Raw genomic sequence first — 13,499 nt, forward strand, 5'->3', positions numbered from 1 at the left:
TACATAAAACAATGAAAAAGACACTTATTTACCTCATATCTCTTGTTAGTTATCTTCTGATCATCGCAGTGCTGACATTACCAGTTCATGCGCAAAAAAAGCCAATGGTTCCCAAGCAATCGAAGGCTAATTCAAAACTACCCCAGTTCAACGATGGCGATATGATCTTTCAGTCTTCTATTTCACCGCAATGCAAGGCGATCCAATTAGCAACGCGTTCTCCGTATTCCCATTGTGGAATTATTTTTTATGAGAACGGTAAACCTTATGTACTGGAAGCCGTACAGCCCGTAACTGTAACTAAGTTAGAACACTGGATTGCGCGTGGCGAAAAGCAGCATTACGCGGTTAAACGCCTCAAAAATGCAGACCAGGTACTGACCAATTCGACACTGGCCAAAATGAAAGCAATCGGCAAAGATTTTATCAGCAAAAATTACGACGCGACATTCGAATGGTCAGACGATAAGATCTATTGCTCGGAATTGATCTGGAAAATATACCAGCGTGGAGCGAACATCGAAGTTGGGAAGCTTGAGAAACTAAAAGATTTTGATTTAAGCAGCCCCGAAGTGAAAACTAAGCTGAAAGAACGTTATGGTAACAATGTTCCGCTGAATGAAACGGTCATATCACCCGCCTCAATTTTTAATAGTCCATTGTTGATTACGGTGACGAGTAATTATTAAGCAGGCTTGCCCCCTATTTTTGAAGCTGAACAATATTTCCGCCATTTAATTTACTTTCTTCGGCTGCATCTATAAATGCGCATATTGCCAGAGTTTCCTTTTCGTCAACCGGACTTACACCCGTTTCGAAAAACGGAAGGATCTTATCCAACAATGGGCCGTATCCCATAAATTGTCCCAAATGGACAATCTGATCTTTCAAAAAAACCGTTCCACCAAAATCATCCTTTCCCTCGCGAATACCCCGAAGTGAGGCAACTCTTCCATCCGCCCACTCCCCAACATAAAACGAGGTACCTTGTTCCTGAATAGTCTTTACCGAGCGGCATCCCGGTCCCATCAATGCAAATAACATTTCGACCCCATGGATGCCATACCAATACAGATCCTTATGCGAAGGTTCCGTTACTGCCGGACAATAGACATCTGCGCCTATTACCTTAGTCCTATCCAACTCCTGAAGTCCGGTAATAAAACGCAAGGAGCTTGATGAAAAAACAGGGCAATCGTAGTTTTTTGCTGATTGAAAAATTTGGAAAGCGTCTTTATAGGAATTCGCTATTGGTTTATCAATAAATAAAGGTTTTTTAGCTTTGATTACTTGAAGTGCCTGCTCCAGATGAAGATTTCCATCATTAGTCTCCAAAAACACATAGTCCACTTTTTTCAATAGCTCGGCAATACTTGATACAATCGAAACACCGAGCTGTTGCACTTCCGCTGTAATTTTCGGAATACGCTCAATACTTAAGGGAATTGTTTTGCTTCCGTAGGGATAAGCGGCAACAACCCTGTATTTTCCGTAGGGATGATTGCTAGCAGCCGTATTAATCGCTCTTGTAAAAGCAACAGCGTGTGTAATGTCTAGCCCAATGATCCCTATCTTTTTTACGTTATCATGCTCTGAGAACACCTTATTATTCGCATTAACGGCATAGGATAATCCAAATGCAAAGGAGGCCATCAAGAATTTTTTTCTATTCATTTGATTCATTCAAAAGGGAAATAGCTGCATTGACTAAAACAGCGATTGATGTTTCGAAAGCCTTTTCATCCAGATTGAACTGTGGATTATGAAGACCATATTGTGTGGCAGAATCGTCATTATTTGTGCCTATCAACATAAACAAGGCGGGATAACGATAAGAATAATAAGCAAAATCCTCGGCCGCCATCCAGATTTCGAGATCTTGTGGCACACTATTCCCCATCGTCTCCGCGATAATAGTTTTGACTTTTTGCGTTAACGCGGGATCATTATAAAGCGCGGGATAACCATGCCGGACTTCAACTTCTACCTTTGCACCAAGCGATACGGGAAGCGTCGCCGCTATTTCAGCAACCATTTCCAGCGCCTCCTTGCGCCATACCTCATCCATTGTACGAAATGTTCCGGCTAATTTGACTTCCTCGGGAATAACATTGGCAGCGCCATCTCCAATAAAACGACCAAAGGTCAATACAGATGGTACATCAGGGTTGGCTTTCCGACTGACAACTTGCTGTAAGGTGGTGAGTAACTGCGCGCCGATCATAATGGGATCAACAGCCCGATGTGGCTCCGCAGCATGGCCACCGCGTCCCTTAATGGTAAAATAGAACTCGTCGCTCGAGGCCATAAATCGCCCGGAACGTAAACCGACTTTTCCTACAGAAACACGGGGACTTACATGTAAACCCAGCACAGCTTTAATCGTTCCACCGAAAGATTCCAGAATCCCGGATTCCAAAACCTGAATCGCTCCGCCAGGAATCTTTTCCTCAGCAGGCTGAAATAGCAAAACAATTTTACCGGAAAACTCCGTTTTATAATCATTTAATATAGATGCGGCCCCCAATAGATTAGCCGTATGAAAATCATGACCACAAGCATGCATGACACCACTATTCTTCGATTTATATCCCACATCATTTTGCTCGTCTATCGGTAAAGCATCAATATCTGCCCGTAATACCACAATATCATCACTTGCCGATTTTTGACCGGTCAGCACAGCCACAACACCTGTTTGAGCGACAATCTCAAATGGTATCCCCAAATCCCCGAGTTGTTGCTGAATATAGGCACTTGTCTCGTATTCTTGGAAAGACAATTCAGGATGCTGATGAATATGTCGACGTATTGCAACGATTTTCGGAAAAATGTTCTCTATCTTGGTATTTAATTCTTTCAGTATTGGCTCGATCATCTGGATAAGTTTTAAAAGTTTAACACTTCAACAAGTTAAGCTAAAAATAACGTACATAAAAATAGAGCACCAACACCGTTATAATTATCCACCATAAGGTCGGATTTCGAAATCCACGGTAAGCGGCTTTATCTTGATCCGGCACCTGAAAAGAATCGCCCGTCAACACAAGATTTTTTAACCTTGCTTCTGAGACCGCAGGTGTCAACAAACTGACCACGGCGCAAGCAATCATACAAGTCCAGAATACAATACCTGTTCTATTAAAAAATGGCATTTCAGGTAAGGCATATTCCAAAAGTAAAGAAAGGGGAATTGTCAGTAAACCTGCTGTCAAAGCACCCTGCGATGTGGTTCTTTTCCAAAAAACCCCCATTAAAAACATCGTTGCAATGCCTGGTGTAAAAAGACCGTATAGATTCATCAAATAAAGGAAAACTGGTTTATCCGAATAACTGATCAGTACAACCGCACTCATGATTCCGAGCACGATAATAGCGACTCCGGCGCGCTTACCAAAACGGACTGCTTCGTAGTCACTTGCATTTTTATTAATATACAGGCTATAGATATCGACGGTCAGAATCGTTGTACAGGAATTGATCGCTCCTGAAATATGGGACATGATAGCCGAAATTAACCCTGCCATCACCAAACCAACCAGACCTTTGGGCAATAAGGTTTCCACGAGTGTCGCAAACAGCAAATCAGGCTGATCGAGATGCGGCAGGAATTTTGGAGCCACCAACGCCGGAATAGTAATAATCAAGGGAACCAAAAATTTAAGATAGTCACCAAAGATGACACCCATGCGCCCATGCCATTCATTTTTTGCCGCCAATACGCGCTGCACAATAAATTGGTTCGTAGCACAATAAAACACGCTGATACACAACAGTCCGCCTAAATACATGGTCCAGGGAAAGTCAGGATCAGATGCGGGATAAAACATTTTCCAATCCTTGGAGGATTCTACCACAGACTGAAAACCTCCTGCCGCATCAATGGTGGCAAAAGTTAATACTATTCCGCCCAGCACCAAAATGACAAGCTGTACCATCTCCGTCCATATCACCGCTTTTAGACCGCCTAAAACGGTATATAAACCGGTCAAAATTGCCATTCCAAAAATACTGTATAAAATAGGAATGCCGAATAAAGCGTGCAACGACAGACCGCCCAAATAAAGAACGGCCCCAATCTCCACAAAAACATAGGTAAACAGGATCAAAATAGCGTACAACACGCGGGTAGCGTTGCCATATCTTTTTTCGAGGTATTCAGGAATCGTATAGAAACCATTGCGGATATAAAAAGGGAGAAATATCCATAATAATGCATTAAAACCGATTAGAATCGCTCCCCATTCCAGGGTAATCGCGACAAAACCGCGACTATAAGCAGCCCCCATAGCGCCAACGAGATGATGGCTACTGATATTTGCGGCGATGATACTTCCGCCAATCATCCACCAGGGCAGCTTATCACCCGCAAGAAAATAATCCCGCTTAGAGGCGGAGTTTTTTTTCGAAGCGTATAAGCCCAATACCACTATACCAATAATATATACGGCAAAAATAACGACATCAATCCAATCGAGTTTCATCGGTCAATAATGTTTGAATTCCTAATTTAGTTTGTTCAATAAGTATTTCAAGACCGCCGCTGGCATAGGGGCTCTGCCACACGGCATAAATATCCTTATCATAAAGCTCCTTCGGTGCGAGATACCCCACATAGCCATTCGCGATATTGATAAAAACGATCGCATGATCTGGAAATTGGGCTCTCACTTCAATTTGATAACAGGAATAGGCTTCGTTGGCCTGCGCCACCAACACGGCATCTCCCATTTTCCAGATCCACACCGGAATAATAGCTTCTTGTTGATCTCCAATGGATTTACGGGTATTATATTTCCGCCAAAGGCGATCTTTCATAACACGATCCGCACAGCGTTCGTATTCACTCAAAATTGCTTCGGGACTAGGCAGCTTTTTGTAAGGCACTTTGACGGATAATACCCTTTGCTTAAAATCGATTGAAGCGGTCTGTTCCCGAAATCCCCAACAGGCCAGTGGAGCCCCCGAAATCAAGGATTCCTTAAAAACCCAGTTTTTATGACTATGCTGTTCCTGGGCCAGCGTCGCGAGAACAGCATAACCCAACTGCTTTCCGTTGGCTTCGACCAGTGCTGGATCCTTTACATACTGTCTCCGTGGAGCTAAATCGCCTGACGCGCCCTGTAAAAAAAGACAAGGCACGGATAAGGAGCGTTCTATTGTATTTCGCATTTCGCCCACAAAATCGGGCGAGAGCAGATCATTCTCGTGAGCAAAGCTGGTTGGGTGGCAGGCATAATTACAAATAACCGCTTTTAAGCTTTCAGTTTCATCATACAGCCGTCCGACCAACAAGGTTGTATCTGCTTCTTTCAATGGATTGTAACCAATCAGATAATGAGAATCCACTTCCAGATCGCGGTTGCTGGCCAAATCACATACACCATAGTTCCAGGTTAGACTCCCCTTAAATAAACCACTTTGTGCCATTTCAACACAAGATATCGCCTGTTGTTTGAGGAATTCAAGGTACGGCAAAATCAGTTCACCTCCAGGTTGCGCTGCATCTGTCGAACAGATGCTAGGCCCCGCATGGGTATGCGATAGCGCAAAAATCAGCTGCGATTCAGCCAGATTAAAATGACTGAGCAATGCTAATCGTAAATTTTGTTCATCAGCTGCATTTTTCCACCAGCCTAAATCAGCGGTTAGCAGGATTGCTGGCAAGCCATCGCAGGATTGCATATATAGACAATGCATCATCAAAGGTTGATGAACAGCCGTTGCCTGGTCAAATGCAGCCGCCCCCCAATTACGGGAATAGATGCCGATCGGTGGAGTAATATCACATTGGCTAAGTCCAAATCGTCCGTACAAACTACCCGTCGTTTCTTTCAAGAGGTCTTTCTGTTTCATACGTTAAGGTCTAATCAAAGACAGTCCACCATCCATCACAATTGCGGTACCAGTCATATGTTTACAATTGTCCGAACAGATCCATAGCACCTGTTTAGCAACCTCTTCGGCTTCTATAATCTGGCCAAGTGGCACCACAGCCTTTGCTTTCATTTGAAGTTCGGCGTTTGATGACCAGACCACTTTGCTCAACCCGGCATTGACATAGCCTGGTGCAATTTCGTTGACACGAATTCCATATGTTGCGTATTCAAGAGCCATGGCCTGGCAAAGCATACGTAGCCCAGCCTTAGAGACACTATAGGCCGGTAAATTTTGATGTACGGCATGTGCAGCCCAGCTACCCATAAAAATGATCGAGCCCGCAAGCTCAGTCTCCACAAATGACTTCGCACAGGCATTCGCCAGGAAGAATGAACCGTCGAGATTAACGGCCATTTCATTCTTCCATTCTTCGTTGCTTAACGTGCTGAAGTCTTTAATAGTGACACATGCGGCATTTGCGATACAGATGGATATTGCGCCCAACTCCTGCCTTATGCGTTGTACCCAGGCGTCAACCTGCCTGGCGTCTGCAACATCGACCTGATCATAAAACAAACGTGCTCCAGCACCATCCAACAAGGGCCACCGCGCTCTCGCCACCTGCGGCTCAAACCGATCCGAGATGCATACAATTGCCTGCTGGGTCAAAAATGCTTCGGCCATAGCCCTTCCGATATCACCAAGTCCCCCACTGATCAATACGACTTTATTCTTATATTCCTCCATTATCGCTCTTTTTAGACTACCAATCCCCTACACTACCGTCTTTATAGAAGGTTCGCTGCAATATTTCCTGTTGAAAAGGATGCTTCTTTACCTCTTCTTCATTGATTTCAATACCCAAACCGGCGCGCTTATTTGGCAGAACAATCCGCCCTTTCTCTTGAACTGTAAACCCTTCGGTAACCACGTCCTGGCGCCATTCAACGTCCTTATGCACACTTTCGCAAATAATATAAGATGGTGTTGCAAATCCCAGCTCAATGGAGGCGGCCGTACTCACAGGTCCCTGAGGGTTATGTGGCGCCATAGATACACGGTAAGCATCAGCCAAAGCTGCGATCTTACGCGCTTCAGAGAGACCGCCACAATGGGTAATATCAGGTTGAATCACACTCACTGCCCGCTTCTCGAGCATATCCCGAAATGCATGCACTCCGATCAAACGTTCGCCTGAAGCTATAGGTGTCGTCACCGCCCGTTGAATCAAGGCAATATCTTCCATGGTCTCTGGCCAGCATGGCTCTTCAAAGAAATACAGGCCATAAGGCTCCAATGCTTTCGCAAATTGCATCCCCATCCGTGGGCTTGGCCGTGCATGGCAATCCACCATAATATCAATATCGTCGCCGACAGCGTCACGCATGGCCTTCACGCAAGCTTCAGCATATTTAATTGGACGAAGACCTTCCAACGACATTGTCTCTGGGACAGCCATCGATTTAAAAGCGGTAAAACCCTCATCAACAGCTTTCAGCGCAAGATCACCAAATCGTTTGGCATCATCCGGAGCAGTCTCATAAAAATCCTCCATGCGACCTCCACCTAAATGACAATACAAACGGATATAATCACGCACACGGCCTCCCCACAACTCGTGACAAGGGACATTGTGAATTTTACCTAGAATATCCCATAAGGCGATGTCGATACCACTGATGGCCGTGCCACGAACGATCCCGTTTCCATGCCAGAAGTGTTGTCTATACATCATCTGCCACAGGTATTCAATACGACGCGGATCTTCACCGATCAACAATTGAGAAATATCTTTGATTGCTCCGACCACACTTTGCGTATGCCATTCCAAGGTGGCTTCGCCCCAGCCCCAAAGTCCGGGCTGATCGGTAATAATTTTGACAAAAATCCAATTTCGCATGCGCGCATGGCACACAAAGGTTTCAATAGCGGTTATTTTCATAGTTAGGGTTTACAAACTTTTTATTACGCGTTCAGTTGCCTCCAACGTTCTGTCTATATCATCCTCCGTATGCGCAAAGGAGATACTTCCTTGTTTAATTGGTGCCGGGAAATTGAAAATCCCTTCTTTAATAAGCTTTTTACGATATTGGGTATCCAGTTCAAAGTTGTGGTTATCCAAAATATCATGAAAATTGACTGGCGCATGGTCCATAAAATATGTACAGAAGGCAGATCCTTGACGTGCGACATAAAATGGTACGCCTAATTTAGGAAATATTTCGTTATATCCCTGCTCCAAACGCGCACCAAGTGCTTCTACGTGCTCATAAACTCGATGCTCAGAGCTGCCTAATTTTTTCAATGTTGCTATCGCCGCCGCAGTCGTTAATGGAAAGGCATTAAAAGTACCGGCAATCATCACCCGCTTCGACTTATCAGGATCCACAAAGTAATCCATATATTTTTTCTTGCCTGCAATAACACCCAATGGGTAGCCGTTTGCAACCGCCTTTCCGAAAGTTGAAAGATCCGGCTGAATACCACAGATCGACTGATAGCCCCCCAGCGCATGTCTAAATCCAGTTTTCACTTCATCAAAGATCAACAGAAATCCATGCTCGTCAGCCATCTTGCGTAAGCCTTCCAGGTAACCTTCCTTTGGCTTTACAATACCGATATTCTGAAGAATAGGCTCCAACAAAATACAGGCAACATCGTATTTTTGAACCACATACAGCACACTTTCCAAATCGTTGTAGTTGACAATGTGTACTAAATCGCTGTGATTTTTGGGAACACCAGCACTTAATGAATCGAATGGATATTCCCCCGGGCTTTGATATGAGCCAACATCTGCACGCTGACTGATCACATTGCAGGCCACATCGTTATGCCAGCCATTGTAGCCCCCCTGCATAACAATCACATGATCACGCCCTGTTACCGCACGGGCAATACGGATCGCATGGTAAGTCGCTTCCGACCCTGTCGTTGTAATCTGAACGCTCTCCACCGAAGGAACAGACTGACAAAAAAGCTCCGCAAACTCACCTTCCAGTAACGTTGGCCCAGCCCCCATCAATACCTGCTGCTCCTGCAATGTCTGTAACACTGCGGCGTTCACATCAGGATCATTATGCCCCAGAAAGGATGCTGCAAATCCAGCCTGATAATCTATGTAGCTGTTCCCGTCAATATCTTCGACCAAACTACCATTCCCTTTGACGAAGCAGATATTCGGATCTGACTTCCGATTTAACGATACCACTCCACCGGGTATCCATCTTGCATTCTCCCGCAGTATCGCGGCTGATTTTTCATTTTCTTGCATGCCTATTAAAAGTTTTGCTATTTGTTATTGTTATAATTGGACGATCACCGCCACACATGTTGCAGTCATCAATAATTTGTATTTAAATACACCTTATTTTATGTATACCAAATTACAATATTTTTGTATACATTTAAAATAAATTTTAAAATTTTTAAAAATGAACATTCTCATTGAAGGACTTCTTTTTCCAGAAGGCCCCGCTTTCGACCGGGAGAGTGGAATATGGCTTGTGGAGAAAGAAGCAGGAAACTTGGTCTATTACAAAGACAATCAGTATAGCAGAATAGCTGTGAATGGACATCCCAACGGAATTGCAATCGACAAAAACGGCATAATATGGTTTTGCGACTCACAACAAAACAGCATCCGTTGCTATGATCCCTTCGACAAAACCACGACGACAATAGTCACGGAAATCGCAGGGAAGCCATTAAAAATGCCCAACGACTTATGTTTTGATACTGAATGGAACCTACTATTCTCCTGCCCGGGAAGTGACCTGGAAGATGGCACAGGCTACATCTGCTGTCTACATAAACATGGTGCGCTTACGAAGATCCACACAGGCCTTTTTTACCCAAACGGATTGGCCTTTGCAGCAGACAACTGCACACTTTTTGTCGCTGAAACAGGCACAAAATGGATCTGGAAAATGCACTGGAACAGCTTGACACAACAGGTAGAAAACATCGAAAAATTCATAGAAACAGGCGGTAGTATCGGCCCGGACGGCATAGCTCTCACGAACGACAATTATCTTTTTGCAGCGATTTATGGATCGCAACATATCCTATCCATTGACACCAAAAACAAGACGATCGAGAAAATACCTACGCCGGGGAAGAATCCAACAAATTGTGCTTTAGACCCAAAAGGCATTCAGGGACTTATGATTACAGAAGCTGAAAAAGGGCAATTGTTGCAGTGGGACAGCACAAAAAAGGGTCTATTGTAAACAATAGACCCTTTATAAAAATCAAAAAAACATTAAACCAGTTCCAAGGCTTCTTGCTCGCCCCGATCCAAATGATGAACCAAGGTGGTATAAGCTTTATTCCAGTCATCCGCTTTCAGCGCATCAACAATAGCGCGATGCTCCTTCTCCGTATCCAGGTAATCTTCCATCTGCCCCATAATAGCCCCAAGCTTCATATGGAATAAGGGGATGTTACTATTCTTGTAAATAGAAATCAACCTTGAATTGCAAGTTCCCTCAATAATCCGCTCATGAAAACGAACATCCGCCTCGCAAGCACCACCATAATAGCCTTTACTGACCATGTCGGAAAAATCGTTGCAGATCAGTTCCAAATCTTCGATAAGCTCTTTACTTTTCTTTGAAAACAGAATCTTTAATGCACCTATCTCCAACAGCTCACGCAGCTCACGAATATCCTTCACATCTTCGACCGTCATTTTCTTCACAAAGCAGCCACCTTTTTCACCAAACTCAACCAGACTCTCCCCTGCTAAACGCATAAAAGCCTCACGAACAGCCACTCTACTCACCGCCATCTTATCCGCCCAAGCACTCTCCACCAATCTTGCCCCGCCAGCCAGCTGACTAGACAAAATTTTCTTACGTACTTCTAAATAAACTTTATAGGCAAGCGAATCCTCTTTCATATTGTATACAATTTTATGCAAAAATAAGAATACAAAATCATTAAAAAAATTTAAACAATGTATTCTTTAATTAATCTTTCCCTCTTGGGCTCCATACTGTCTTCCCGGCGACAAATAAATAGTTTCGGCTTTAGATTTCCAACTGGTTGTATGATTCCCTTTCAGGACATTTATATTAAAGCTACTATTTTTTAATGAACTTTTCATATTCCAGAAACCATCTTTCAAACCGACCACAACAACTTCATACTGTTGATCTCCCGGTACCACAAATTCAATGGACTCATCAAGATATTGATTTGGTTTGGCCACCACCAGTAAACGATCAGCCACTCTTATGAGGTAATAATTCGCCTTTTCCTCCGAATACACCGGTAATTTTGAAGAACCACTCTCCGTCATCTGAAAAACCGAAGCGTAACTGGCCTGATCACTTTCCTGCTTGGGTGAAACCATAATCCGTGTTCCCCTAGCCTCTGGCCATGGAGAGTTAACCTGATAAAGATCACCAAAAACAAAAGCAGTCGAATCACCCGAATACAGTTTCACCGCACACTCTTTTAACCGAGGCTTCAGCAAATCAACATAAGTAGAACCGGCTGCGTTTTTAAATTTACTGGTCAACACAAAACCTGTTTCACTTCGTACAGGCTTTTCAAGCGTATTGATCTGCCAATAGGGTTCGAATTTCTTATCATTGGTCTTAAGCTCATCCAATAAGACAATGACAGCAGGCACATCCTTTCTTTTCAAATTCAAAAACAGAAAACTTTTCGCATAGGATTTTACTTTAGCAGTATATGCCGCTGTTAGATCCATATTGAAATAGCTATAGCTCGGCTCAATGGGATCGTTACCAAATGCGGAAGCCCTGATCTCTCCGGTATGATACCAGGAATCATTTAACACCTCGTCAACCGTGCGCGGAAAACGCTGGCTAAACCGAGTCCCACCATCGTTTGTTTTGGTCCTGAATAAAAGCGGTTCCGCAGGATCACGCACCAACAGCATACTGTGTGCAACCGACCGCTTATTAAAGTTAAAATCATAAGGGGAACCATACGAAAGATACAGCCCAAGATCACCAACCTGAATACCATGATAATAAATCTGCAGTGCACCTGCATCGGCATGCTGATGATTGCCGAAATGATAACCGCCCCCCTTAATTTCTGCAACTACGTCGGAACTTCCGTTCTCTTCGCTCCAGCCTGTCCGGGCAACCATAGACCCTAAAATAGGTCCAAAATCTTTCGTCAACGGCATTTTCTCGCGATCAAAATCAGGCTTCAATTTTGGATCATCCAAGAGGAGAAACAAGATTGGATTGTCGGGCAAACCGCCCTGCTTGACAAACTCAGCCTTAATTACCGGATTGCCTGAATAGGCATAACAAAGCAGCATGGTCTGTGGATTTTTCCAATAAAAATCAGCACTGCTGTTGTACTTTACATTGAACATATCGCCGTCGCGTAACATTTTTCCGTCAGGCGTGCGCATATACAGCCAATAATAGGGCATATTCTTGATATTATCGTCAAAAACCGGATAACCGAGCATGCGATAATACAACCAGGCTCCATGCATTTCCCATCCAAAGCGATAGCCACCGTAATCAACACCTTGATTATGGCGCGGAGACTGATACTCAAACTTGCGCATGGGCACCAACTCTTCCAAAATAGAATACGAAGTATACTTGTAAGGTACCGGATCCTCGTCATATAAAGCAATACTCATTGCCAGCAGATCGCGCGACACCTGCGCCTCATTGCCATGCCCATTGATAATACTTTCGATACCAAAAAAGGGAGGCCAGCCAATTTCCATATCTTGCGCCAGACGCATCATATTTTTATGTAAACTGGTCTTAACGTGCACATCCAATAATGCGTAGCACCAGTCATACACCAGTGCACCCGTATAAATTGCACGTCCCAACTCGCGTGTAATATCACCATAGGAAACATTCCCGAACTCCAACATTGTCAAGTATTGATCGGCCAGCCTGACCGCTTCCCTGCCTATTTTTTCGTCACCGGACATGAGGTAATAAAACGCTTTTGATTCAATAGCACGCTCGAGCTTTTCATCGTAAAACATTTCCTTATTCGGATCAAAAATAAATTGAACAGGTTGTTGCGCAAGTGTTTTCACTTTCCCCCAAGCTTCGAGATGCTCCGCTTCTTCCAACCGCCCCTTAACGACCGGCAATGATTCTTTGTTAACCCATAGCCTCGGGTGACCTGCAGGAGGAACAATCTTTGGTTTATAATTTTCTGCTGCAGCTGGCGCAACCGGAGGTACAAATACATTGATTGAAACAGCTTTAATCTTAAAATAAGCTGGCAATTGCATACCGACCGTCTGCTTCCCTTTCTCAAAATAAAATTTACCAAGATCTTGCTTCGCACCTTTAAAGCTGTCAAATACGATCCGTTTGGTCGATCGTGCAGCACGAACATCAATCATCGCATACAGCGTCATCATACCTGTTTTATCTGCCGCCTTAATTTTATCCAAATCGGTAACCTCACCTTCAGAAACCAAGGTATAGACACCAGCCGTCGGAACATCCACCTGCACCTGCAGGCGCTGTCCATTTCCTTTTATCGAAGTAACCTTTGCCTGCTGCCCATAGGACGTTCCAAGGATCGCCATAAAAGCGATCCCCAAAAAAGTACCTTTAACTTTTAGCCATATCCTTGCACCCATA

General features: G+C 44.0%; 11 protein-coding genes. 2 read left to right on the plus strand and 9 right to left on the minus strand.

The window, feature by feature from the left end:
* Window positions 1-11: 11 nt before the first annotated feature.
* Window positions 12-689, plus strand: a complete 678-nt coding sequence (locus L1283_RS10935) for a YiiX family permuted papain-like enzyme (RefSeq protein WP_145328598.1) — start codon at window positions 12-14, stop codon at window positions 687-689.
* Window positions 690-702: 13 nt separating this feature from the next.
* Here the strand turns inward: L1283_RS10935 and L1283_RS10940 are convergent, their stop codons facing one another.
* Genes L1283_RS10940 through L1283_RS10970 form a run of 7 tightly spaced genes read right to left on the minus strand, consistent with a single transcriptional unit; the run spans window position 703 to window position 9,154 of the window.
* Complete coding sequence (locus L1283_RS10940) at window positions 703-1,674, minus strand: Gfo/Idh/MocA family oxidoreductase (RefSeq protein ID WP_286849467.1); 972 nt, start codon at window positions 1,672-1,674, stop codon at window positions 703-705.
* Window positions 1,667-2,878 (minus strand): M20 metallopeptidase family protein, encoded by a 1,212-nt coding sequence (locus L1283_RS10945; protein ID WP_145328602.1) that lies wholly within the window; start codon window positions 2,876-2,878, stop codon window positions 1,667-1,669. The genes L1283_RS10940 and L1283_RS10945 overlap by 8 nt, the downstream gene beginning before the upstream one ends.
* A 40-nt stretch (window positions 2,879-2,918) precedes the next feature.
* The gene (locus L1283_RS10950) at window positions 2,919-4,484 is read right to left on the minus strand and encodes an SLC5 family protein (RefSeq protein ID WP_286849466.1); all 1,566 of its coding nucleotides are present in this window, start codon (window positions 4,482-4,484) and stop codon (window positions 2,919-2,921) included.
* On the minus strand, window positions 4,465-5,856 hold the full coding sequence (locus tag L1283_RS10955; RefSeq protein WP_312352550.1) for a hypothetical protein: 1,392 nt from the start codon (window positions 5,854-5,856) through the stop codon (window positions 4,465-4,467). The genes L1283_RS10950 and L1283_RS10955 overlap by 20 nt, the downstream gene beginning before the upstream one ends.
* Before the next feature lie 3 nt (window positions 5,857-5,859).
* On the minus strand, window positions 5,860-6,627 hold the full coding sequence (locus L1283_RS10960) for an SDR family NAD(P)-dependent oxidoreductase (RefSeq protein WP_286849465.1): 768 nt from the start codon (window positions 6,625-6,627) through the stop codon (window positions 5,860-5,862).
* Between the two features lie 16 nt (window positions 6,628-6,643).
* Complete coding sequence (gene dgoD, locus L1283_RS10965; protein ID WP_075991901.1) at window positions 6,644-7,822, minus strand: galactonate dehydratase; 1,179 nt, start codon at window positions 7,820-7,822, stop codon at window positions 6,644-6,646.
* Between the two features lie 9 nt (window positions 7,823-7,831).
* Window positions 7,832-9,154 carry an aspartate aminotransferase family protein gene (locus L1283_RS10970; RefSeq protein WP_075991900.1) on the minus strand — a complete coding sequence of 441 codons (1,323 nt, stop codon included), beginning with the start codon at window positions 9,152-9,154 and terminating at the stop codon, window positions 7,832-7,834.
* 160 nt (window positions 9,155-9,314) lie between these two features.
* Between L1283_RS10970 and L1283_RS10975 the strand changes: the two genes are divergently transcribed.
* On the plus strand, window positions 9,315-10,112 hold the full coding sequence (locus L1283_RS10975) for an SMP-30/gluconolactonase/LRE family protein (RefSeq protein ID WP_286849464.1): 798 nt from the start codon (window positions 9,315-9,317) through the stop codon (window positions 10,110-10,112).
* A 32-nt stretch (window positions 10,113-10,144) separates the two neighbouring features.
* On the opposite strand, the gene L1283_RS10980 is transcribed toward L1283_RS10975, so the two are convergent.
* A complete protein-coding gene (locus L1283_RS10980; protein WP_075991898.1) occupies window positions 10,145-10,783 on the minus strand; it encodes a GntR family transcriptional regulator in 639 nt (212 codons plus the stop codon).
* 66 nt (window positions 10,784-10,849) lie between these two features.
* Complete coding sequence (locus tag L1283_RS10985) at window positions 10,850-13,498, minus strand: hypothetical protein (protein ID WP_286849463.1); 2,649 nt, start codon at window positions 13,496-13,498, stop codon at window positions 10,850-10,852.
* Window position 13,499: the final 1 nt, after the last annotated feature.

The sequence above is a fragment of the Sphingobacterium sp. HSC-15S19 genome, assembly GCF_050433745.1.
Lineage (GTDB): Bacteria > Bacteroidota > Bacteroidia > Sphingobacteriales > Sphingobacteriaceae > Sphingobacterium > Sphingobacterium siyangense.